The organism is Lysinibacillus sp. JK80 (assembly GCF_027557635.1).
In the GTDB taxonomy this organism is placed as follows: domain Bacteria; phylum Bacillota; class Bacilli; order Bacillales_A; family Planococcaceae; genus Lysinibacillus; species Lysinibacillus capsici.
The window spans coordinates 1,970,996-1,993,335 of the sequence record NZ_CP058997.1; the positions used below are offsets into that span (position 1 = coordinate 1,970,996).

General features: G+C 37.6%; 25 protein-coding genes. All 25 read right to left on the reverse strand.

Going from position 1 to position 22,340, the window contains the following annotated elements:
* Nucleotides 1–8 precede the first annotated feature (8 nt).
* On the reverse strand, nucleotides 9–455 hold the full coding sequence (locus HXV90_RS10370) for a chemotaxis protein CheW (RefSeq protein WP_004269272.1): 447 nt from the start codon (nucleotides 453–455) through the stop codon (nucleotides 9–11).
* A gap of 27 nt (nucleotides 456–482) precedes the next feature.
* The gene (locus tag HXV90_RS10375) at nucleotides 483–2,555 is read right to left on the reverse strand and encodes a chemotaxis protein CheA (protein WP_048391586.1); all 2,073 of its coding nucleotides are present in this window, start codon (nucleotides 2,553–2,555) and stop codon (nucleotides 483–485) included.
* Between the two features lie 15 nt (nucleotides 2,556–2,570).
* On the reverse strand, nucleotides 2,571–3,725 hold the full coding sequence (locus HXV90_RS10380) for a protein-glutamate methylesterase/protein-glutamine glutaminase (protein WP_269898926.1): 1,155 nt from the start codon (nucleotides 3,723–3,725) through the stop codon (nucleotides 2,571–2,573).
* Entirely contained in the window at nucleotides 3,726–4,601 is an 876-nt protein-coding gene (locus HXV90_RS10385; protein WP_066037807.1) for a MinD/ParA family protein, read from the reverse strand.
* Nucleotides 4,598–5,794 carry a flagellar biosynthesis GTPase FlhF gene (gene flhF / locus HXV90_RS10390; protein WP_048391590.1) on the reverse strand — a complete coding sequence of 399 codons (1,197 nt, stop codon included), beginning with the start codon at nucleotides 5,792–5,794 and terminating at the stop codon, nucleotides 4,598–4,600. Before flhF ends, HXV90_RS10385 begins: the two co-directional genes overlap by 4 nt.
* Nucleotides 5,791–7,824 (reverse strand): flagellar biosynthesis protein FlhA, encoded by a 2,034-nt coding sequence (gene flhA, locus HXV90_RS10395; RefSeq protein ID WP_036080453.1) that lies wholly within the window; start codon nucleotides 7,822–7,824, stop codon nucleotides 5,791–5,793. Before flhA ends, flhF begins: the two co-directional genes overlap by 4 nt.
* A 23-nt stretch (nucleotides 7,825–7,847) precedes the next feature.
* A complete protein-coding gene (gene flhB / locus HXV90_RS10400; RefSeq protein WP_048391594.1) occupies nucleotides 7,848–8,936 on the reverse strand; it encodes a flagellar biosynthesis protein FlhB in 1,089 nt (362 codons plus the stop codon).
* Nucleotide 8,937: 1 nt separating this feature from the next.
* Nucleotides 8,938–9,711, reverse strand: coding sequence for a flagellar biosynthetic protein FliR (fliR, locus tag HXV90_RS10405; protein ID WP_048391595.1), 774 nt, complete (start codon nucleotides 9,709–9,711; stop codon nucleotides 8,938–8,940).
* A gap of 4 nt (nucleotides 9,712–9,715) precedes the next feature.
* Complete coding sequence (gene fliQ / locus HXV90_RS10410) at nucleotides 9,716–9,985, reverse strand: flagellar biosynthesis protein FliQ (RefSeq protein WP_004269285.1); 270 nt, start codon at nucleotides 9,983–9,985, stop codon at nucleotides 9,716–9,718.
* A 13-nt stretch (nucleotides 9,986–9,998) separates the two neighbouring features.
* Nucleotides 9,999–10,664 carry a flagellar type III secretion system pore protein FliP gene (gene fliP / locus HXV90_RS10415; protein ID WP_048391597.1) on the reverse strand — a complete coding sequence of 222 codons (666 nt, stop codon included), beginning with the start codon at nucleotides 10,662–10,664 and terminating at the stop codon, nucleotides 9,999–10,001.
* Nucleotides 10,661–11,344 carry a flagellar biosynthetic protein FliO gene (locus tag HXV90_RS10420; protein ID WP_009371154.1) on the reverse strand — a complete coding sequence of 228 codons (684 nt, stop codon included), beginning with the start codon at nucleotides 11,342–11,344 and terminating at the stop codon, nucleotides 10,661–10,663. The genes fliP and HXV90_RS10420 overlap by 4 nt, the downstream gene beginning before the upstream one ends.
* Before the next feature lie 4 nt (nucleotides 11,345–11,348).
* Nucleotides 11,349–11,711, reverse strand: coding sequence for a response regulator (locus HXV90_RS10425; protein ID WP_004269288.1), 363 nt, complete (start codon nucleotides 11,709–11,711; stop codon nucleotides 11,349–11,351).
* 21 nt (nucleotides 11,712–11,732) lie between these two features.
* Nucleotides 11,733–12,956: a flagellar motor switch phosphatase FliY gene (fliY, locus tag HXV90_RS10430; RefSeq protein ID WP_048391599.1), complete on the reverse strand. Its 1,224-nt coding sequence runs from the start codon at nucleotides 12,954–12,956 to the stop codon at nucleotides 11,733–11,735.
* Nucleotides 12,949–13,944 carry a flagellar motor switch protein FliM gene (fliM, locus tag HXV90_RS10435; RefSeq protein WP_269898927.1) on the reverse strand — a complete coding sequence of 332 codons (996 nt, stop codon included), beginning with the start codon at nucleotides 13,942–13,944 and terminating at the stop codon, nucleotides 12,949–12,951. Before fliM ends, fliY begins: the two co-directional genes overlap by 8 nt.
* A 31-nt stretch (nucleotides 13,945–13,975) precedes the next feature.
* A complete protein-coding gene (fliL, locus tag HXV90_RS10440; RefSeq protein ID WP_004269291.1) occupies nucleotides 13,976–14,404 on the reverse strand; it encodes a flagellar basal body-associated protein FliL in 429 nt (142 codons plus the stop codon).
* The gene (locus HXV90_RS10445) at nucleotides 14,394–14,615 is read right to left on the reverse strand and encodes a flagellar FlbD family protein (protein WP_048391601.1); all 222 of its coding nucleotides are present in this window, start codon (nucleotides 14,613–14,615) and stop codon (nucleotides 14,394–14,396) included. The genes fliL and HXV90_RS10445 overlap by 11 nt, the downstream gene beginning before the upstream one ends.
* A 93-nt stretch (nucleotides 14,616–14,708) precedes the next feature.
* Nucleotides 14,709–15,677, reverse strand: a complete 969-nt coding sequence (flgG, locus tag HXV90_RS10450) for a flagellar basal body rod protein FlgG (RefSeq protein WP_257961812.1) — start codon at nucleotides 15,675–15,677, stop codon at nucleotides 14,709–14,711.
* Between the two features lie 86 nt (nucleotides 15,678–15,763).
* Nucleotides 15,764–16,132 carry a TIGR02530 family flagellar biosynthesis protein gene (locus HXV90_RS10455; protein WP_221682761.1) on the reverse strand — a complete coding sequence of 123 codons (369 nt, stop codon included), beginning with the start codon at nucleotides 16,130–16,132 and terminating at the stop codon, nucleotides 15,764–15,766.
* 15 nt (nucleotides 16,133–16,147) lie between these two features.
* Nucleotides 16,148–16,840: a flagellar hook assembly protein FlgD gene (flgD, locus tag HXV90_RS10460; RefSeq protein ID WP_257961813.1), complete on the reverse strand. Its 693-nt coding sequence runs from the start codon at nucleotides 16,838–16,840 to the stop codon at nucleotides 16,148–16,150.
* A 2-nt stretch (nucleotides 16,841–16,842) separates the two neighbouring features.
* Nucleotides 16,843–18,114 (reverse strand): flagellar hook-length control protein FliK, encoded by a 1,272-nt coding sequence (locus tag HXV90_RS10465; protein WP_269898928.1) that lies wholly within the window; start codon nucleotides 18,112–18,114, stop codon nucleotides 16,843–16,845.
* A 25-nt stretch (nucleotides 18,115–18,139) separates the two neighbouring features.
* Nucleotides 18,140–18,748: a MotE family protein gene (locus tag HXV90_RS10470; protein WP_048391611.1), complete on the reverse strand. Its 609-nt coding sequence runs from the start codon at nucleotides 18,746–18,748 to the stop codon at nucleotides 18,140–18,142.
* A gap of 4 nt (nucleotides 18,749–18,752) precedes the next feature.
* Nucleotides 18,753–19,202 (reverse strand): flagellar export protein FliJ, encoded by a 450-nt coding sequence (gene fliJ / locus HXV90_RS10475; protein WP_048391613.1) that lies wholly within the window; start codon nucleotides 19,200–19,202, stop codon nucleotides 18,753–18,755.
* Complete coding sequence (gene fliI, locus HXV90_RS10480; protein WP_054550948.1) at nucleotides 19,203–20,528, reverse strand: flagellar protein export ATPase FliI; 1,326 nt, start codon at nucleotides 20,526–20,528, stop codon at nucleotides 19,203–19,205. It abuts the gene before it with no gap.
* 5 nt (nucleotides 20,529–20,533) lie between these two features.
* Nucleotides 20,534–21,322 carry a flagellar assembly protein FliH gene (gene fliH / locus HXV90_RS10485; RefSeq protein WP_269898929.1) on the reverse strand — a complete coding sequence of 263 codons (789 nt, stop codon included), beginning with the start codon at nucleotides 21,320–21,322 and terminating at the stop codon, nucleotides 20,534–20,536.
* Nucleotides 21,315–22,328: a flagellar motor switch protein FliG gene (fliG, locus tag HXV90_RS10490; protein WP_008180783.1), complete on the reverse strand. Its 1,014-nt coding sequence runs from the start codon at nucleotides 22,326–22,328 to the stop codon at nucleotides 21,315–21,317. The genes fliH and fliG overlap by 8 nt, the downstream gene beginning before the upstream one ends.
* Between the last annotated feature and the right edge of the window lie 12 nt (nucleotides 22,329–22,340).

The window sequence follows — 22,340 nt, forward strand, 5'->3', positions numbered from 1 at the left end:
ATCGATCCCTACTTTAGTGGATTTAATACTTTTTCTAAATGTAATAAGATTAATAATCGCTTCTCTACTTTAGCAACGCCTGAAATAAATTCTTCTTCAAGTGAGCCAACGACTTCTGGTTGCGGTTCAATAGCACTTGCAGGAATATCGATAACGTCGTTAGCGGAATCCACTACAAAGCCTACTTCCATATCTTCTAATGAAATAATAATAATGCGTGTTGTTTCTTCATGTTCAGAAATAGGTAATTCAAAACGTTCACGTAAATCCACAATTGGTGTGACAACACCTCGTAGATTGATTACACCTTTTACGTATTTCGCTGTTTTCGGTACACGAGTAATATGCATTAATTTCTCAATTCCTTGAACATGGGACACTGGAATTGCATATTCTTTATCTGCTAACTGAAAAACTATTACTTTAATACTTTCTTGCTCCACTGCATTTGTCATACTTTACACCTCTCTTATTCATTCACCTTATTTAATTAGTGCGTTGCAATCTACAATTAAGGCTACTTTACCATTGCCTAAGATTGTTGCTCCTGAAATGGCAAAGATATTTGTTAAGTAATTTCCTAAAGACTTCAAGACAATTTCTTGTTGGCCAATGAATGAATCCACCACTAAACCAGCAAGTTTTTCACCTTTACGGACGATCACTACTGAGTGGAATTCTTCATCTTGATGCTCTTGACGAGGTACCTCAAAGATTTCCTCTAAGAATACCAACGGAACAACTTTGCCACGGAAGTCGATTACTTTTTGATTATGCGCATTCATAATCTCTGATGAACGGATAATAGATGTTTCAATAATAGAAGATAGTGGAATTGCATAAATTTCCTTTTCAATCTCCACAAGCATAACTGAAATAATTGATAATGTCAGTGGTAATTGAATCGAGAAGATGGATCCAACATCCTGTGTTGATTCAATTGAAATATTGCCACCTAGTGATTCAATCGTTGTTTTTACAACATCTAAACCTACTCCACGACCAGATACATCTGAAATAACATCTGCAGTGGAGAAGCCTGAAGCTAGAATAAGCTCATTAATTTGTTTATCAGACATTGAATAGGATTGTTCTTGTGTAACAATACCTTTTGAAATAGCTTTCGCTAATACTTTTTCTCGATTTATGCCCGCGCCATCGTCTTCAATTTCAATAAAGACGTAATTTCCGCTATGATAGGCACGCAATACGACCGTTCCTTCTTCAGGCTTGCCTTTTGCACGACGAGCAGTTGGATTCTCAATGCCATGATCCACAGAATTACGAATCAAGTGAACAAGCGGATCTCCAATTTCATCAATTACTGTACGATCTAGTTCGGTTTCAGCACCAATAATTTCAAGGTTGATTTTCTTATTTAAATCACGTGATAGTTGACGAATCATTTTCGGGAAACGATTGAAAACTGTTTCTACAGGTACCATTCGCATTGTTAAAATAATAGTTTGCAAATCACCCATCACACGACTCATACGCTCTACTGTTTCATTTAGTTCTCCATGATTTACTTCAGTAGAGATAGATTGCAATCGACCACGATCAATGACAAGCTCTTCAAACAAGTTCATTAAAATATCTAGACGTTCAATATTTACACGAATTGTTTTATTACCTACAGGTGCATGATTTTTGTCAGCCTTGGAAGGTGTAGCTTCTTTAGCAGGTTTTGCAACAGGCTCGGCTTTAGCAGCAGGCGTATTTGTTGGTATTGCGGCTACCTCAGCCACTGCTGTTGCAGTTGCTGCTACTTCTTGGTGCGCTTCAAATACTTTTTCACTAAATTTCCTTTGGTCAATTGTAGTCACAATAACCTCATCAACTTCAGAAACTTTCATTAGCTTTTTCTGCATATCCTCAGCTGTTGTTTTTGTGACAAAGGCTACATAAAATTGTTGATCAAACTGCTCATCTTCTAGCTTTTCAACAGATGGACTTGATTTAATGACATCCCCATCTTTTTCTAAAATCTCAAACACCATAAATACACGTGCTGCCTTAAGAAGGCAATCCTCACGTAATGTTACTGAAATTTCAAAAGCATTAAAGCCTTGTTCAGCCGATTGTGTAATGACTGTTTGTTCAAACGAATCATATTCTAATACACTTTCAACAACCGGTGCAGCAACCGTTGCTACCACCTCTGGTATTACTTCCTCACCTAGTTCTATACGCTTTAGTTGTGCGACAGTTGAGGAAACATCACGCTTACCATCTCCACCGTTAGCAATATCCATTACCATTTCTTCTAAATGATCAACAGATTCAAATACGACATCTAAAATTTCAGGTGTAACATGAATCTTCTCGTTACGGATGGCATCTAAAACATTCTCCATTTTATGGGTTAAATCTGCTAAATCTTCGAAGCCCATTGTGGCAGACATACCTTTTAATGTGTGTGCAGAGCGGAATATTTCCCCAACAATTGCCAAATCGTCTGGATTTTTTTCTAATTCTAATAAATGTTCACTACACGCTTGTAAATGCTCTTTACTTTCTTCAATAAACATCTCTAAATATTGATTGACTTCCATAAGAGGACACCCCTTTTAAGGCAAATATTTCATTATTGTTTGTGCAATATCATCTACATCTGCAACTTCATCAACAAGTTGCGTTTCTACTGCTGCTTTTGGCATACCATATACAATGCAAGTTTCAGCTGATTCTGCAATAGCAATGACATTGCCAGTATTTTTTAATGCTTTTAGACCATTAGAGCCATCATGACCCATACCTGTCATAATCACTGCTACTTTATCAAAATCTTTATATTGACTAACATCTTCGAACATTACATCTACAGAAGGTCGATGGCCAGATCTTGGTGCTTCTTGATTATCAAGAACAATGCCAAAAGTTGTCCCTACTTTTCTAAGTTTTAAATGATATCCACCTGGTGCAATATAAGCTACTCCATTTTGCAAAATATCGCCCTGTTCAGCTTCTTTAACAGAAATTTCACTTAGCTGATCAAGTCGGTTAGCAAGCGATTTAGTAAATCCAGCAGGCATATGCTGTACAATTAATATGGGAGCTTGAATAGACTTAGGAATTTTAGTAACAACCTCCTGAAGTGCGCGAGGTCCTCCTGTTGATGTGCCAATTAACACAATCTTCTTTCCTATTTTACTCCATTCTACCATTGGTTTAGTTACGGCTACCTTAGTAGAAACAACATTAATAGACGTATTTGTTCGTCCATGATGTTGTGGTTCCTTTATTACGGTACTCACCCTTGTCACTTGTTCTTGTTGTCGTTTACTACCAGAAGGTTTTTTCAATTTGGAAATTGGCACCGTTGCAGCTTGTTCCACTTTGTGCACAAGTTCATTTTGAATTTTATGTAAATCAAGGGAGATGGTCCCGCTCGGCTTGGCAACAAAATCTACTGCCCCGCCCTCAATTGCAGCAATTGCATTTTCTGTCCCACGTTGAGTGGTACTTGAGAGCATTACTACAGGAACTGGACATTGTATCATAATTTCTTTTAAAGCATCGAGCCCATTCATTTCAGGCATCTCAATATCCATTGTCACAACGTTTGGCTTCAACGATTGTATCTTTTTGATCGCATCTTTTCCATTTCGAGCTGTTCCAACTACTTCCACCTTCGAGTTGCCAACAAAAAAGTCACTAATTAGCTTTCTCATAAAAGCAGAATCATCCACAACTAAAAGCTTGCTTTTATGCAAAAAGTCCAATTAATCACGCCCTTTCGAGAAAATACTTCTAAGTTTCGTTAAAAATTTTTTCGTTGTTTGATCATGTGCATGTATTTCCCCCGCACGTTGCTCCATAAAACGAACGACTATAAGTTGCAATGTCTTTGATATTAATGCGTCTGGATAAGCAAGTGAGAATGGCACTTGCTCGCGCACTGCCTTACGCACAACAGGGTCTTCAGGTAATGAACCAAGAATGATCGTTTCTTTGTCTAAAAAACGTTTCATTGTTAACTGTAAACGTTCATTCGTTTCTATTCCTTCTTCTTTACTGAAAGCGCGGTTACAGAGAATATAAAACTGCTTATCTGGATCTCGAACATGAATATATTTCATCATGGAGTACGCATCTGTAATAGAAGTAGGTTCCGCTGTTGAAATGACGATAATTTCATCAATAGATGTGAGTAAATCTAATGACCAATTAGTAGCACCAGCGCCCATATCAAATAAAATATAATCATAGTTTTTTTGAAGTTCTTCAAATGCTTGAATAAGTCGTTCAAACATACTATGAGACCAATCAAGCACACTCGTCATACCTGACCCACCTGAAATATACCTTAAATCGTAAGGCCCTTCAAATATTACCTCATCTAGTAGCTTATTTCCTTCTAAGTAATCTTTTAAACTATAAGAAGCATTTTTCCCAATTAAGATATGGATATTCCCCATCCCAATATCCATGTCTACAATGACAACTCTTTTTCCCTTTTGGGCTAAAGTCATGGCAAAGTTCATTGTGAAGTTACTTTTACCTACTCCACCTTTGCCACTTACAACTGCAATCGCTCTACCTAGTTCGCCTTGCTGTTTCATCATTTTTAAGCGTAATGCTTCAGCTTGGTCTCTCATTTTTCTTCACCTTGAAAAAACAAATTAAGTACTGCTTCTAAATCAGCTTCTTCAATATCTTCTGGTACTTCTTGACCATTCGTATAGTAAGCAAGTCCTTTATTATATTTAATCATTAAATTGATCATTGTGCCAATAGAATTTGTTTCATCAATTTTTGTAAAAATAAATTTTTGAATTGGTAATTGCTTAAATTGATCTACAATATTCTCCATATCCCTTTCTTTCGTTGTCATTGCAAGCACTAAATAAGATTCTGCATGATCATCGAATTTTATGAGGCGTTGGAGATCATCAACATACTTGACTTCTTTATAATTTCGACCAGCTGTATCAATAAAAACCAAATCTAAATGTGATAATCTCTGGATTGCTTGTTCAAAATCTGTTGCATTGTAAGCAATTTCTACAGGAGCTTGTAAAAGACCAGCATATGTTTTAAGCTGCTCTATTGCCGCAATCCGATAAGTATCTGTCGTAATAAAGCCAATCTTTTTCTTTTTTTCTAACACAGCTCTAGCAGCCATTTTAGCAATAGTTGTAGTCTTACCAACCCCTGTTGGCCCTAAAATGTTTATATATTTTCTTTCGTAGGATAATCCTCCGACTGGAAGTACTTCTAGCTTCTTACGTAATAAATTTTTTGCTATCAATTTACATTGTGAAAAATTTATTTCGGATGCTTCTCTAAAATGCATAAAAAGCTCATCACCTATCGTTGTGATGAGCTCTTCACTTAGCTCTTGCTGTCTTAAGTATTCAATGAAGGGTAAGAGTTCATCGGGATATTGAGCTTGGGTAGTCTTTTTATGCATCGATTGCATTAATGATTTTAAATCAGCAATTTCTTTTCTCAATTCTTCTGACATGCTAGCGTCCTCATGTACTGCTGCTACATCAAGGGGTGGTTCCTGATGCATTTTTGCTTGAATAGCATTTGTAATCTCTTGTAACCTTGCATTCTCTTTTTTTACTACAGGCAGTACAGCTGGTGTTGGAACTGAAGCCACTTGCTGGGGCTCCATTGCATCAATACCCGCAACCACTTCAAAACTTTTCTTTTTTATCATGCCAAAAAATTTCTTTGTGATGACGACTTTTGAATTTAAAATGACTGCGTCCTCACCTAATTCTGCTCGCACTTGCTTCATCGCCTCTGGTATGGATGATGCATAATACTTTTTCATTTTCATTGAACATTCACCACCCCAACACTTTGAATTTCAACCGAAGCATCCAATTCATTATAAGATAGAACCGGAATTTGTGGGAAATAACGCTCCGTTAGTTGTCGTAAATACATCCGAACGGCTGGCGAGCATAATATAATAGCTGATTGCTCCATAAACGAAACACGCTCTACTTCCGCTGCAATAGTTTCTAATACTGTTTGAGAGTCTTGTGGGTCCATAGCTAAATAATTACCGTGATCCGTTTGTTGGATACTATCAGCAATCATTTTTTCTACTTTACCTGAAACCGTAATCACCTTTAATACTGAACTATCCCCAACATATTGCGCTGTAATTTGACGAGCTAATGCTTGACGCACATATTCAGCTAAGATATCTGTATCACTCGTTAATTTTGCATAGTCTGCAAGTGTCTCAAAAATAATAGGTAAGTTACGCACTGATACATTCTCCCGAAGAAGCTTACCCAGTACCTTTTGAATTTCTCCAGTAGATAAAGGTGCAGGTGTTAATTCTTCTACTAAAATTGGATGGGATTCGCGTAAGTGATCGATTAACTGCTTTGTCTCTTGACGGCCTAATAACTCATGAGCATTTGCTCGAATTATTTCAGTTAAATGTGTTGACACCACACTTGGTGGGTCCACAACTGTGTAACCATACATTTCCGCATCCTCTTTTACTTGCTCTGTAATCCATTTAGCTGGTAATCCAAAAGATGGCTCGACAGTATCAATACCCTCAATAGAATCATCGTCTCCAGGGCTCATCGCTAAATAATGATCTAGTAAAAGTTCGCCTCGTGCCATTTCGTTCCCCTTTATTTTAATTCGATATTCATTTGGTTGAAGCTGAATATTGTCTCGAATACGGACTACTGGGATCACGATACCTAACTCCAAGGCAAGCTGTCGACGAATCATGATCACACGGTCTAATAAATCCCCACCTTGAGCGGCATCTACTAAGGGAATTAATCCATAACCAAATTCGAATTCAATTGGGTCCACATTTAATAAATTCACAACATTCTCAGGGCTCTTCATGCCGTCAGTAGCCACTTCTTCTTCAATCTCCTGTAATTCTTCTTCATCCTCTGGCTTCTTACGTTCCATCATATAAGCTCCCGCAATTAATGAAAGACCTATTGGCAGCGTTACCCAGTTTGGTATTGGCGTAAAGAGCCCTAGTAATACAATGGTACCTCCTGCTACATAAAGCAGCTTAGCTTGAGCAAATAATTGGCCTGTAATGTCTTGACCAAGACTACCTTTAGAAGAGGCTCGTGTTACGACAATCCCTGTAGCAGTCGAAATAAGCAAGGCAGGAATTTGGGATACAATACCGTCCCCAACTGTTAGTTTCGAAAAATGTGTTGCTGCTTCTGCAAATGGAAGCCCCATTTGTACAACGCCAATGATGATACCAAATAATAGATTGATAATAACCATTACCATTGAAGCGATGGCATCCCCTTTTACAAATTTCGTGGCACCATCCATTGCACCGTAAAAGTCCGCTTCCCCTGCAACTTTTTCACGTCGCTCGCGCGCTTCTTTTTCGGAAATAATCCCCGCATTTAAGTCAGCATCAATACTCATTTGTTTACCTGGCATCGCATCAAGTGTGAAACGTGCCGCTACTTCTGCTACTCGTTCTGCACCTTTTGTAATTACAATAAACTGAATTAACACTAAAATTAAGAAGACGACTAAACCAACAAGTATATTTCCTCCAACTACGAAATCACCAAAAGTTTCAACGACCGAACCTGCATCTCCATTTGCTAAGATGGCACGAGTAGTGGAAACACTTAGTCCTAATCGGAACAAGGTTAATAGTAAAATCACCGAAGGAAAAATGGAAAAATCCAATGCTTCTTTCATACTCATTGCTGTGAGCAGTACAATTAATCCTAATGTAATATTAATGACAATTAAAAAACTTAACATCCACGGAGGAAGAGGGATGATGAGCATCGCAACGATTAAAATAACCGCACCTAAAACCCCAATATCGCGAACTTTCATTTGTGTCCCTCCTACAAAAAGCCTTAAATTTTTCGCTTAATACGGTAAACATAAGCGAGTATCTCTGCTACTGCTTTGAAAAATTCTTCTGGTACCTGATCGCCTATTTCTACCTGGTCATACATAGCTCGTGCTAAAGGTCGATTTTCAACCATTATTACATCATGTTCTTTGGCGATCAGTTTAATTTTTTGAGCAATAAAGTCTGTCCCCTTTGCAATAACACGAGGAGCATCCATACTGTCCTCATTATATTTGAGGGCAATTGCATAGTGAGTAGGGTTGGTAATAACTACATCCGCACTAGGAACCTCTGACATCATACGTCTCATCGCCATCTCACGTTGGCGTTGTTTGATTTTTGATTTGATTAGAGGGTCACCCTCACTATTTTTATATTCATCTTTAATATCTTGCTTAGACATTTTAAGATTTTTTTCATACTCATGTTTTTGATACATCCAGTCTAAAACGGATACACAAAGTAATACTAAAGAAGCTGCTATACCCATAATACCAACAAGCTTCCCTACCGTAATGAGAGTCATCCATGGACTTTTAAACGATAACGCCAAAACTTCTGGTAAGTTTGACCAAATAATAATTGTTGTAACACTTCCGATAAAACCAATCTTTAAAACAGACTTTATTAACTCCACAATGGCTTTGACAGAAAATATCTTTTTTAACCCTTTAATAGGGTCCATCTTTTTCAAATCAAACTTCATTGGCTCTAACGTAAAAAGAAAACCAAATTGCAAAAAGTTACCTGCAAGTGCTCCGACAAATGCAATTGCCATAATGGGCACAATGATAAAAGCCATTTGAATCAAAGTTTCTGTAAATAGGTGCATCACACTATCAATAGTCAGTGATTCGATGCGTATGTTATGAATAAAGGTTTGCCTGAAAAAAGCTAATAGCTCGTCACGCAAAGAGCCTGCAAAGAAAAACAAAAAGATAAATACCATTAACATTACAATGGCACTAGAAATATCTTGACTCTTGACAACTTGTCCTTTTTTCCGAGCATCCTGTCGTTTCTTAGGGGTTGCCTTTTCTGTTTTTTCACCCGCAAAAAATTGTAGCTCTAAATTCAGTAGTAGTCTCATATTATCCACCACCTAAAATGGCCATTAAATCACGCATCCCATAAATCATAATCGTAATAAGCTTTTGAATAACTTGAATCATAACGGCCATCATTGTAAATAATACTAAAAAACTAACACCAATTTTAATAGGAAAACCGACAACAAATATGTTTAATTGCGGTACTGTTTTTGCAGTGATCCCTAAAGCTAAATCGACCAAGAATAAGGTCGCTACAACAGGAGCAGCCATCTGGAATGCTATGGCAAAAACTGCTGTGAAAGTTGTGATAATAAATTGAGGAAAGTTTTCATTCATAAAACTAGGGAATTGATCCATCGGGAAAAATTGATAGCTGTAGTAGATTCCATTAAGAATCATATGATGGCCATCAATCGCTAACAATAAAAGCAGTGCTAGCATATTAAAAAACTGACCGATTAATGGACTTTGAGCACCTGTTTGCGGGTCAATTATATTAGCAATGGCAAAACCCATTTGAAAATCGATAAAGCTTCCTGCAATTTGAATTGCGGACATGATGATATAGCCCATTAGACCGAGTAATAGTCCAACTAGTGCTTCTTTCACCACTAATAATATGTAATCATCATTGAATGCAAATGGCTCAACATCAATTGTATAGTACATCATCCAAGCTAAAACCAGTGCGAGAGTAATTTTGACTTGAGGTGGAATGGTTCTATAGGAAAAAAAAGGAACCGTAGCAAAAAAGGCTGAGACACGTACAAGTACTAATAAGAAAACCGTTAAATGCGGAATTAATTCATTCATGTACTCACCCTATATAACGCGTTAAATTCTCGAATATGTCTCTCGCATAGCTTGTAACTTGAGATAGCATCCAAGGGCCAAAGAATACGATGGCCACTAAGACAGCAATAATTTTTGGTACAAATGCTAACGTTTGCTCTTGTATCGAAGTTGTAGCTTGAAAGATACTTACCGCTAAACCCGAGATTAAAGCAACTAATAGTAGCGGACCGCTTGTTAGAAGGATAATCATTATAGCACGCTCTGCAATGGAAATAACCAACTCACCTGTCATACTGTATCATCCCCTAAAAACTTTGTAGTAACGATTTCATAACGAGATACCAGCCATCAACCAGTACAAATAATAATATTTTAAATGGCAATGAAATCATTACTGGCGGTAACATCATCATCCCCATCGACATTAATGTACTTGCAACAATCATATCGATCACTAGGAATGGAATAAAAATCATAAAACCAATTTGAAATGCTGTTTTAATTTCGCTTAAAGCAAAGGCAGGTACAAGCATAGTCAGTGGGATTTCCTCCACTGATGCTGGTTTTTCTGCTTGATTATATGTTAAAAATAAATCAAGATCTTTTTGCCTAGTATGCTTACTCATAAACTCTTTAAATGGCACACTAGCACGGTCATAGGCTTCTTCTATACCAATTTCTTCAGCAAACAATGGTTGTAATGCCTCTTTATTGACCTCTTGAAAGGTTGGTGCCATGATAAAAAATGTTAAAAATAGTGCCAGCCCAATGATCACTTGATTTGGTGGCATTTGCTGTGTTGCCAATGCTGTACGCACAAATGATAAGACTATGACTATACGAGCAAAGGATGTCATTAAAATTAAAATACTTGGTGCAAGTGATAAAACTGTTAGTAACAGTAAGAGCTTTACAGATGTAGAGACATTCGTTGGATCGCTGTTGGAAAAAATATTGATTAAATCATTCATTTACCATCCTTCTCCTTCTGCTTCCATCTCTCTATCTCATCACTACGCTCCTGTTTTATTTCTGATAGCTTTTTTTCGAATAGATTGCCAAATGAATCCTGCTTTTGCTGCTCATTTTGCACCTTCGCGCTATCTTTTCTCTTAAACTTAGAAAATACTTCTGCAATATACGGTGATGTTGCTGCAAATTCTTGTCTTTCGTTATATAGGGCTAAAAGAGCTTCAACTTCTTCAGGATCTGTAATTTCTCGTAAAAGCTGAACGTCTTCTCCGACCCCAACTAAATACAATGTTTTACCTACCTGTAAAAGCTGAACTGACTTTTGTGCACCTAACGATAAACCGCCTAAATTTTGTACCATTTGATTACGTTGGAAGTTTAAATTTCGTTTATTTAAAAACTTCATCAATCCATAAAATAAAGCTACAACAAAAATAAGCGCCAAAACCATTTTTATGTATTCCCATGCAGATATATCTCCAGCTGCTGTTACAGTTGTTTCTTGTTTAGCAGCTGGATCAGTCGTATCTCCATTACAAGCTTCTGGGTCTTTAATGCAATCCGTGACACTATTTGTATCAGCGTCTGCATAGACAGAAGTCGGTGTCGGGTACAAAAACAGGAAGGATACAAGAAATGCGAAAATCATCGTTAAACGAAATGATTTTAACATTTTCATGCAATCATCCTAGCGCTTTTTGAATCGCTTCAATTACACGATCTGCTTGGAAAGGTTTTACGATAAAGTCTTTCGCACCAGCTTGAATCGCATCGATTACCATTGCTTGTTGCCCCATTGCTGAACACATGATTACAGTTGCACTTGGATCTGTTCCCTTAATTGCTTTAAGAGCTGCAATACCGTCCATCTCTGGCATTGTGATATCCATTGTTACTAAATCTGGTTTTAGTTCATTGTACTTTTCGACAGCTTGTAAACCATCTGCTGCCTCTCCAACAACTTCAAATCCATTTTTTGATAAAATATCCTTGATCATCATGCGCATAAATGCAGCGTCGTCTACAATCAAAATTCTTTTAGACATGGTTAACTCCTCCAATTGAAACTATCTTAAATTATTTAAACGCTCTGCTTGACTTAAAACATCTGTAATACGGACACCAAAGTTTTCGTCAATAACAACGACTTCCCCTTTAGCAATTAAACGACTATTGACTAAAATATCAACCGGTTCTCCCGCTAATTTATCCAGTTCAATAATTGACCCACTTGATAGTTCTAAAATCTCTTTAACAGAACGTTTCGTACGTCCTAACTCTACAGTAACTTGCAATGGAATATCAAGTAGCATATTTAAATTTCTAGCTTCAGATTGAGAGATTACATTTGTATCGAAGCTAGCAAACTGCGCTTGTTGCACATTTACAGGTTGTGCTGGTCTTGCTGGTTGTGCAAATTGTTGTGGCTCCTGATAAATCGGTTGCTGCATCGGTGCTGACTGCTGTTGATAAACTGGTTGTTCAGATGGTGGTGCTACAGGTATTTGCTGTTGAACAGGCGGTGGTGTAACTGGTGGAGCCTCAGGTGCAATTGTTGCTGCCACAGGTTCCTCAAACACTCCTGTTTCACCTAATAATGATTTTACAATATTTTGACTAAATTTAAGCGGTAATAATTGCATTAAATTCGAATCAATTAAATTACCAATTCTTAATCTAAATGAAACTTTCACCAGCAAATCGTCTTCTGGGATATTTTCTCGACCTTCATCTTGCGAGATGTTCATTAAATCAATTGTCGGTGGAGAAATATCTACTTTTTTGTTGAAGACCGTCGACATAGATGTAGCAGCTGAGCCCATCATTTGATTCATAGCCTCTTGAACAGCACTTAGCTGAATTTCACCTAAGTCTGGCTTCGGATTTAAACCATCGCCACCTAACATTAAATCTGCGATAATTGCTGCATCAGATTGTTTAATAACAAGTAAATTCATACCTGTCAAACCAATTGTATATTCAACTTGTACAGCTACATATGGATGAGGAAATTCCTCTTCTAATTTATTACGATTAATCATCGAAATACTTGGAGTTGTAATATCTACTTTTTGACCCAATAACGCTGAAAGAGCTGTGGCAGAGCTTCCAAAGGATATATTGCCTACCTCTCCTAATGCATCTTGTGCAAACGAATCAAGGTAATCCTCCACTCGTATCTCATTTATTTCTTCATTTGTTGAAGCATCAGTGTCGTTGTTTTTATCTCCCAACGTCTCGCCCCTTAATAGCGCTTCAATTTCTTCTTGGGAGAGCATTTCATCACTCATCTTCGTCTCCTCCTTTCAAAGGGTCGATAATCTGGATTGCTAATTTTTTGCCCTTTTTACCTGGTTGAACAGTGAACTTCGGCAATGTACCTACTTTTAGTACTAATGGCGCTTCAATTTTTTGATCTAACTGTATGACATCCCCAACTTGCATTGTTAGGAAATCTTCAATAGTGATGTCCGTTAATCCTAATTCAACTGAGAGTGGTAATTGGGCTTGTTTCACACGTGTTTCAAGCATTTTTGTTTGCTCTGGTGACATCTCTTTCGTATTGGTTTGCATCCAATAGCGAACCGAAAGATTTGGAACAATTGGCTCCAATACAACATGCGGAATACAAATATTAATCATACCGCTTGTCTCACCAATTATCGTATTTAATGAAATTACGACAACCGTTTCATTAGGTGAAATCATTTGTAAAAATTGTGGATTTACTTCAAGTTCCACTAATATAGGATCAATTTCCGCAACATTTTCCCATGCTTCGCGTAAATTGTCGAATGAGCGTTCAAAAAGGTTTGTCATAATTTTTGTTTCTATTTCCGTTAGGTTATCTACATTACTATGACTTGCCCCACTACCGCCCATTAGGCGATCTAACATCGAATAGGCAATATTCGGATTAATTTCCATCAAAATATTACCATCTAATGGTGGCACTTCAAATACATTAATGAGTGTCATATTTGGAATGGAACGAACAAACTCTTCAAATGGTATTTGGTCTACTGATGCAACCGTAATTTGTACATAGCTTCTAAGCTGTGCAGAGAAAAAGGTTGTCAATAGTCGTGCGAAATTTTCATGTATTCGGGTCAAACTTCGGATTTGATCTTTTGAGAATCGAAGTGCTCGTTTAAAATCATAAACTTTAACCTTACGTCCCTCGTCCTCTTTTTTTATGTCATCCGCTGACATTTCCCCTGTCGATATAGCGGAAAGCAGCGCATCTATCTCGGATTGAGATAACACATCTCCTGCCATTTGCCCACCTCCAATTCAAGCAGTTTCTGTTTTATTGAGTAATGAAGGAGGTAAAATATACTTCCTGGACTTCTCCCTCTTGCATCAACTCATTTAATCTTGTTTTTAATGATTTTTGGAATATTTGTTTCCCTTGCTTACCTTCTAAGTCCTTTTGCTCCATTTCAGAAAGCTCTTGAATGGCGATATTTTGCACTTGGAAAACGCGCTTTGTTAATTCAGCAGCAGCATCTTTGCTTGTCGTTTGAATTTTCAATGACAAGCGAACAACTCTTTTATCTGCAAGATTTGTCGTGATCTCTGGTATCTCCACTGTTGCCTCTACAATCTCATCAATGGACGGCTCAACAGCTCCTGTGGGTTTATTAAATTGCGTAAGCAATACAAACAAAATAACCCCAATCAGAATGACTGCTACTAGTAAAATAATAATCATTGTTAGCATTTTATTATTCTTCATCTTCTTCACCTCGTAGATGCGGGTTGGATAGTATTTGTATATTGTTATAAAAGGCAGTTACCTTTTGTCGCACCTCATCTTCACTCTCTAAAACAATTAATTTTGTTCCAGTTGTTAATGTAATAGTCGTATCTGGAAATGATTCGACTGTTTCTATGTATAAAGCATTTAATGTAAATGCTTTGCCATTTAGACGTGTTAGTTCAATCATGAATTAGGGCCGGGTCTAGCATGAGAGCCGGCCCGACCCTCCCTCATATGAAAATATGTTTGTTAAAACGTCCGTTTTGAAAGGACTATATTATTATCGTTTTAAGTTTACTAGTTCTTGTAATATTTCATCAGATGTTGTGATGATACGCGTATTTGCTTGGAAACCACGTTGTGCCACAATCATCTCAGTAAACTCTTCAGACAGGTCTACGTTGGACATTTCAAGTGAACCTGCTATCGGTTTACCTAAACCTGCTTGACCACCTGCTTGTAAATAGGGTTCTCCAGAGTTTGCTGAAACTGTATAGTAATTACCGCCAACTTTCTCAAGACCACCTGCGTTGGAGAATTTGGCCATTACCAATTGACCACCCCATTTCAAGTCTCCATTTGCATCAACAAAAGTTACTTGACCATCTGGTGCAATACTCATCGATTTTGCATCAGTTGGAATACGGATACGTCCCCATTCACCAGTGTTTGCTGTGGCTGCTGTTGGTAAGCCCCAAGTGCCATCAACATTTAAATTCTCACTTGTTACTTCGTCCAATTCCGCTGGTGCCTCGAAGTCAGTAGACATTAAATCTAAATCTTCAGAGCTAGCAGCCGCAGACCCCATTAGATATTTACCATCTGCATTAACTAGGAAACCTTGTTCATCCATATAAAAATTCCCTGCACGTGTATAGAGAGTATTTGTAAATGGCGTTTCACCAGTTCCTTCACCAGTTCCTGACACTAAATCACCTACTATGAAGAAACCTTCTCCCTCTATAGCTAAATCTAATCCGCGTCCAGTATATTGTCGTGATCCTGGATTGTGAATAGTATCGATAGATGCAAGTTCTGCCCCTAACCCAACTTGTCTTGGGTTAATACCTCCTATAGTACCTGAAGGAGCTGAAGCACCCGCTGATGTTTGAGACATTAAATCTTTGAAAATTACTCGCCCTTTTTTAAAGCCATAAGTGTTCACGTTGGCAATATTATTACCAATCACATCTAGCTTTGTTTGGAAGTTTTTAAGACCTGAAATACCTGAATACATAGAACGTAACATATGTTTTCGTTCTCCCTTCGTTTTATATAGGTGAGCTTCTATCAATCAGCATCACCAAGGCTTCCTTACGTAAGAAGGTCCAGCCTTTAAAGCACAATCGTGCCATCAATATTTGTAAATAACTGCTGTTTTGCTTCCGTGCGATCCATTGCTGTAATGACAGTAGCATTTTTAGCACTGACAATTAAAGCTGCTTGATCCATCAAGACTAATGGTTGTTTGACACCTTTTGAGTGTGCTTCAAATACCTTATCCGATACAACCTGCCATTCTTGTTCTGTGATATTAATTTTACGCTCAATAATACGTTCATTCGCATGCTTGCTCACCTTTAGCTCTTGTTTAGAAGCTTCCTGTAAATGAGCCTTAAACGATTGTTGTGTATTAATTGGCTTAGGCTGTGTTGAGCGAATAGATGGATGCAAGGGTACACGATGAATTGAAAATTTATCCATCACTTTTCTCCACCTTTATTCGCTAATCACTGTAAAATCTTTATCTGTTAGTCTTTTATCATTATCTAGTACATAATTAATGACCCCATCTTTATTGGAAACAGAGACGATTCGTCCTTTTAGTTCTTGGTCACCGTCTTTATACGTTACATTTTTACCAATCAATTGGCTAGCTTTCACTAATGGAGATTCAGGTACATTATTATTGCCATTGGAACTAGAATCGCTAGCTCCACCTAAAATACCAGATATATTACCTGGAGCAATCTCTTTCCCATCAGCTAATTTGAACACAACATTTCCATCTACAAATTTAAGTGATTCAATGACGCCTGTTCCTTCATTAACCACAGGATTACCTTTTTCATCTTTCTCCTCTGTAATCTCATGCCATTTGACTTCTTTGCCAATAAAAGTTGTATAACTCATCATCTGTGTTTGTTGCTGAGATGCTAGTAAAGATTCCATTGCCTTTGTCATATTTTGCATTTGCTCTAAAGAAGAGAACTGCGCCATTTGAGAAATAAATTCTCGATCATCCATTGGATTTGTTGGGTCCTGATGCTGTAATTGTGTAATTAACAATTGTAGAAAGGCATCCTTACCAAGCTCACTATTGCCTGTTTGCTTCACTGGCTTCTGATAATTTGAGTAATAAAAATCATCAGTTATAGCCGGATTTGTCACCTTCGTAGTAGTATCTGCCATTGTTACACCTCCTCACTTATTAAATAGTCACTAAAGGACATTCCTTCATCTTCATCATCACTTTTTTGATCCTGTTCTTCGTCCTGCTGTTGTTTAAAGAAATTATTGAAGAAGCTTTGATCACGTTGTTGACGATCGGCATCTTGCAGAGATTGTGCAATATCAAGACGATCTACTTGTATATTTTGCTGAGCAAAAGCCTGTTTTAGCTGGTGTGCTTGGTTATCAAGCAATTCACGTCCATGGGCTGTAGAAGCCAGTATACGGGCTGTAAGAACTCCATCATTTTGTACAAGTTCAATACGAACTGTCCCTAGATTTTCTGGATACAATTTTATGGTTAAGCGTGTAATACCTTGAGCATTCGAAATCTGCGCTCGATTGATAATGGCTTGCATTTCTTTTAGTAAAGCTTCGGATTGAACAGGCTTAGCCGTAGGTAACGTTACATGGAATGTGTCAGGTTTCGTTTGTACAGTTTGTGGCGTAACCATGTCATTTGTATTTGTTTCACTTTGTTTCGTCATTTGGACTTGCTGAACAACTTGCTGGAAGCCTTGTAATGGCAATGTAACAGTTGTTTTAGTTGTTGTTACCTGCAAAGTTTCTACCTGCGTTTGTAAAGTCGTTAATAGGCTTCTCACCGTTGTTAACAGGTCTTCTTGGGGTGCTGTTAAGTCTGTCTTTTGTCCTACCAATTGCGCTAATTTCAACACTTGAAGAAGTTGTGATGCCTCTTTTGGTGTCACTTGACCTTCGCCTTGTAAAGCAGTGCTTATATTCGCCTGTAGTACCGGCGCTTGGGCATCTACTAAAGTTAAGAGCTCCCAAACATCCCTTGCTTCCTTTTCTTCTCCTAGTAGCTGTTGGACGATTTTTTGAAGCTGCTCTTCATCAATCCCTAATGCATTTAATATATTTTCTAAATGAAGCATTTCATCCAGTGCCACTGCCTTACCGTCTTCTCCAAATTGAAGCAATAATAAACCATCATCGTGAGAAATCCCCAGTAAATCTAGTACTTCCTCCATTGAGTCAGCTTTTAATAACGCTTGTAAATCCCCGAGTTCATTTGTTGAAGTCGTCTGTGATGACTGGGTTGTTTGAGTTGAAGAAGTTAATACTTGCCCAAAAACAGAACCAAAATTTGATAAATTTTCTTTCTTCGGTGTGCTGCCTATTTTTCCTTCAGCGTTTCCAACTGTTGTTGATTTTGTTGCTGCAGTTTTAGTAGGTACTGTTTTATTAATCATTTGCATCATTGCTACATCCACTATTTTTCACCTCCTTTCAATTATCCTACTGTTTAGCCATAAGCTCCGTATATTTTGCTGCATCTTTTGCATCCATTTTTTCTAAAATAGCTGCTAATTTATCTGGCTTTAAATTCGTTAAAATCCGCAGTGCTTCTGTATCACTCATATTGATTAACACAGGTGCCGCAGCTTTCGGCGACATCTTATCAAATGTTGATAAAATATCGTTAAAGTCACGCTTCACATCATCTTGTTCACGATTTAGTTTTTCAATTTCAAATTGAAGCTGTTCCTTTTCTGTCAGCAGCTTCTCTTTTTCAGTTATTGTTGAATCTAATTTTTTTTGAAGCTGGGTAATCTCTGCTTCTTTTTCTTGTACCTCTGCCTGTAAACTCACTATTTTAGAGTCGTTATTAACGACAGCATCCTTTGCTTGTTGTTCTTCTGAGGGAATAAAAGGTAAACTACCAATTGCCTTTTTTCCTAAATCAAAGACATTTGTATTCATTAAAGTTGCCACAACAAGCAAAACCGCTACTACAAACATAATCGGCAGTACAATCCAAGTAAAAAACTTAAGAAAGCTCCCAGATTTTTTCTTTGGTTGCTCTTCTACTAACTCTGTTGCTAATCGATTGTCTTTCTTTGCCATGAAATCACCTGATTTCTTTCTTGTTATACGTTTGTAATGAAATTTCATCTAAAAAAAGGCTTTCTATACGATCTTGCTCTTGTTGGAAATGCTTAAAATCCTTTTCTCTCATTTTTTCAAATTTACGTACTTCCAAGTTTTTTTCTAATAGTTTTTCTTCGTGCCAATTCATCTTTGCACGAGCTTGTATCACTTTCTGTTGTACATCTGCAATTGTTTTTTCGAGACTATCAATGAAACGACTATAATGATGGATTTCATCTATGGAAGAACCAACCATTAAACGCTCCTGCTGAAATGCAATTAAATCTTCTTTCTTTTTTAGCAAGTCATATAATTTCGTTGCTATTTCTTCAAAAGAACGGACAGATTCCTTATAAGCCATTTCGGTTTCGTTTTTTTCTTGTTCGCGAATGGTTAACACTTTTTCAAAACGATACACATAACTGACCATCTATTTCGCACCACCGTTCGATAATGTTATTAACTCATTGACACTTTGTTCTAGTGTCACTTTATCTAAGTAACCCTGTTTAAGATAAGCAGTAATGAGCGGTTCATAATGAATTGCTTCATCAATTTCTTTAGAGGTTCCTCTTTTATAAGCACCAATATTGATCAAATCCTCTGATTTGTCGTAAGTATAATAGAGTTCTCTTAATCGTTCAGCAGCTTTCTTATGAGTTGGCTCTGCAACATGATTCATCAAACGACTCACACTTTTCAAGACATTTATGGCTGGATATTGCCCCTTGTTGGCAAGATTTCGATCCAATACAATATGACCATCTAATATCCCTCGCACAGTATCCGCAATGGGTTCATTCATATCGTCACCATCTACTAAAACAGTATAGAAAGCTGTTATAGAACCCTTTTCATTGGTGCCTGTACGTTCTAGTAATTTAGGCAATATCGCAAAAACAGAAGGCGTATAACCTTTTTGTGCTGGTGGTTCTCCTGTGGCAAGTCCAATTTCACGTTGTGCCATAGCCACACGTGTTACGGAATCCATCATCAGCATGACATTTAAGCCTCGATTTCTAAAATATTCGGCGATTGCTGTAGCTGTAAATGCCCCTTTAATCCGCATTAATGCTGGTTGATCAGATGTGGCTGCAACAACAATCGATCGACTTAAGCCCTCAGCACCCAAATCACGTTCGATGAATTCCCGAACCTCACGACCACGCTCACCTATTAGCGCAATGACATTCAAATCTGCTTGTGTATTTCTTGCGATCATACCAAGTAAAGTACTTTTACCTACCCCAGAACCAGCGAAAATACCAACACGTTGTCCATTTCCAACTGTTAGCATACCATCAATAGCCTTGACTCCCACTTCAAGCCTTTCATTAATTGGTGGACGAGTTAGTGGGTTTGGTGGATCTTGTTCTGTAGGGACTGTCATGAGACCTTTAGGTAATAGAGTGCCATCAATTGGATTCCCCATAGAATCCAATACTTTGCCGATTAACTCAGGACCCACTTTTACTTCCAGTGGAGCTCCTGTTCCTTCAACAAGGCAGCCAATAGATATTTCACGTAAGGAGGTAAAAGGCATCAAGACGACTATTTCATCTTTAAAACCAACGACCTCTGCTAAAATAATCTGGTGACCATGATTTACAGTTTCCACATGAATTTTACAGACATCACCTATAGAACTATCTGGACCTTGCGACTCAATCATTAAGCCAACAACTCTAGTAACCCTACCGAACTTTTTAAAAGTTGGGATATGCGGAATTTGTTCAATTAATTGAGCCGCTTTCATCAAGATCATTCCTTACTCTCTAATATTTCATGTAACTTTAATCTGAGTGCATTTAATTGCTCATCGATGCTAACCATAATTCTTCCATGATTTGTTTCAATATAGCAATCTGTCTCATTATCCAAATCTTCATTAACAAAAATCATTAATGGTACGTCTATTGGGAACATTTCTGCTAATTCATCTCGGTTGGTCGTAATTAAAGCATAATAAGCTGGCGAAACATAAATTTTAATTTCCTTCATTTCTCTAGCTTCTTTCAGCCCTCTACGCACAATCGATACAAATAGTTCGTTATCCTGTTCTAACGAAGTACCAATAATTCTTTCTGCAGCAGTTAAACCTAACTCTAAAATTACCGCTTCTTGATCTTCAATATATTTTTGAGCATTTTCTTTCGCTAACATCATTATTTCATTCGCTGTTTGAAGTGACTGAGCCATTGCTTCAGTGGCCTTATTCACGCCATCTTCATAGCCTTGTCCAAATCCCTCATCATAAGCTTCTTGAACACGATTGGGTCTCTCTTCCTCCCAATTTAGCTTTAAATATTCAATCTCTTGATAGTGCCTATGCTTTTCCTGTTCAAACATCTCTCGTTCAGCTTGCAAAGCAGTTCTTGCTTCAGTAAGTAAACGATCTCGCTCTGCCACGACTTCATCCAACGTTAATTGATGCTGAGGAGGTCCTTCTTCTTGGTATTCTTCCATCGCTTCAAACATATCACGGATTTGTATTTCTTTGACATTATCGCTATCAGACTTAGTGTAAATAGAACGGATGATTCTAGACAATGACGTCATCTCCTCCACCACGAGCAATAATAATCTCTCCAGCATCCTCTAGACGACGAATAACAGCAACAATTCGAGATTGTGCCTCCTCTACGTCACGTAAACGTACAGGTCCCATAATTTCCATTTCTTCTTTAAATGTTTCAGCCATACGTTGTGACATATTGCGGAATATAATATCTTTTACCTCTTCACTTGATACCTTCATTGAAAGCAGTAAGTCTTCGTTTTCACAATCACGAATAACACGCTGAATGGAACGATTGTCGAGTGTAACAATATCCTCGAACACAAACATACGTTTTTTGATTTCCTCTGCAAGTTCTGGGTCTTGTATTTCCAGTGCATCGAGTATTGTTTTTTCTGTTTGTCGATCTACTCCATTTAAAACTTCAACGACTGCATCAATACCACCAGTTTCTGTATAATCCTGCGTAACGGTTGATGATAATTTACGTTCTAACACAGATTCAATTTCGCTAATCACTTCTGGTGAAGTCGATTCCATGACCGCTATACGTTTAGCAATGTCAGCTTGTACTTCCTGTGGTAAAGAAGATAAAATAACCCCCGCTTGCCCTGCTTCTAAATAAGAGAGGATTAGGGCAATTGTTTGAGGATGTTCATTTTGGATAAAGTTAAAAATTTGCGCTGGGTCAGCTCTTCTAGCAAAATCAAACGGGCGTACTTGTAATGAAGATGTTAGTCGATTGATGATTGTTTGTGCTTGTTCTACGCCAAGTGCTTTTTCTAATACTGTTTTTGCATAGCCAATACCACCTTGTGTGATATAGTCCTGCGCGAGTGCAATATTGTGAAATTCTTCAATAATCTCTTCTTTTACATTTGATTCTACTTTTTTAACACTTGAAATTTCTAATGTTAAACGTTCAATTTCTTCCTCTGTTAAGTGCTTATAGACAGAAGCTGAAACTTCAGGCCCTAATGAAATTAACAAGAGAGCGGCCTTTTGTTTTCCGGTTAATTCTTTATCTTTCTTGGACACAGCCGAACCTCC

Excerpts from the sequence above, each read along its gene's own strand:
- HXV90_RS10370 (WP_004269272.1), bottom strand. The coding sequence starts at position 455 with ATGACAAATGCAGTGGAGCAAGAAAGTATTAAAGTAATAGTTTTTCAG.
- HXV90_RS10375 (WP_048391586.1), bottom strand. The coding sequence starts at position 2,555 with ATGGAAGTCAATCAATATTTAGAGATGTTTATTGAAGAAAGTAAAGAG.
- HXV90_RS10385 (WP_066037807.1), bottom strand. The coding sequence starts at position 4,601 with ATGAGAGACCAAGCTGAAGCATTACGCTTAAAAATGATGAAACAGCAA.
- flhF (WP_048391590.1), bottom strand. The coding sequence starts at position 5,794 with ATGAAAATGAAAAAGTATTATGCATCATCCATACCAGAGGCGATGAAG.
- flhA (WP_036080453.1), bottom strand. The coding sequence starts at position 7,824 with ATGAAAGTTCGCGATATTGGGGTTTTAGGTGCGGTTATTTTAATCGTT.
- flhB (WP_048391594.1), bottom strand. The coding sequence starts at position 8,936 with ATGAGACTACTACTGAATTTAGAGCTACAATTTTTTGCGGGTGAAAAA.
- fliR (WP_048391595.1), bottom strand. The coding sequence starts at position 9,711 with ATGAATGAATTAATTCCGCATTTAACGGTTTTCTTATTAGTACTTGTA.
- fliQ (WP_004269285.1), bottom strand. The coding sequence starts at position 9,985 with ATGACAGGTGAGTTGGTTATTTCCATTGCAGAGCGTGCTATAATGATT.
- fliP (WP_048391597.1), bottom strand. The coding sequence starts at position 10,664 with ATGAATGATTTAATCAATATTTTTTCCAACAGCGATCCAACGAATGTC.
- HXV90_RS10420 (WP_009371154.1), bottom strand. The coding sequence starts at position 11,344 with ATGAAAATGTTAAAATCATTTCGTTTAACGATGATTTTCGCATTTCTT.
- HXV90_RS10425 (WP_004269288.1), bottom strand. The coding sequence starts at position 11,711 with ATGTCTAAAAGAATTTTGATTGTAGACGACGCTGCATTTATGCGCATG.
- fliY (WP_048391599.1), bottom strand. The coding sequence starts at position 12,956 with ATGAGTGATGAAATGCTCTCCCAAGAAGAAATTGAAGCGCTATTAAGG.
- fliM (WP_269898927.1), bottom strand. The coding sequence starts at position 13,944 with ATGGCAGGAGATGTGTTATCTCAATCCGAGATAGATGCGCTGCTTTCC.
- fliL (WP_004269291.1), bottom strand. The coding sequence starts at position 14,404 with ATGAAGAATAATAAAATGCTAACAATGATTATTATTTTACTAGTAGCA.
- HXV90_RS10445 (WP_048391601.1), bottom strand. The coding sequence starts at position 14,615 with ATGATTGAACTAACACGTCTAAATGGCAAAGCATTTACATTAAATGCT.
- flgG (WP_257961812.1), bottom strand. The coding sequence starts at position 15,677 with ATGTTACGTTCTATGTATTCAGGTATTTCAGGTCTTAAAAACTTCCAA.
- HXV90_RS10455 (WP_221682761.1), bottom strand. The coding sequence starts at position 16,132 with ATGGATAAATTTTCAATTCATCGTGTACCCTTGCATCCATCTATTCGC.
- flgD (WP_257961813.1), bottom strand. The coding sequence starts at position 16,840 with ATGGCAGATACTACTACGAAGGTGACAAATCCGGCTATAACTGATGAT.
- HXV90_RS10470 (WP_048391611.1), bottom strand. The coding sequence starts at position 18,748 with ATGGCAAAGAAAGACAATCGATTAGCAACAGAGTTAGTAGAAGAGCAA.
- fliJ (WP_048391613.1), bottom strand. The coding sequence starts at position 19,202 with ATGGTCAGTTATGTGTATCGTTTTGAAAAAGTGTTAACCATTCGCGAA.
- fliI (WP_054550948.1), bottom strand. The coding sequence starts at position 20,528 with ATGAAAGCGGCTCAATTAATTGAACAAATTCCGCATATCCCAACTTTT.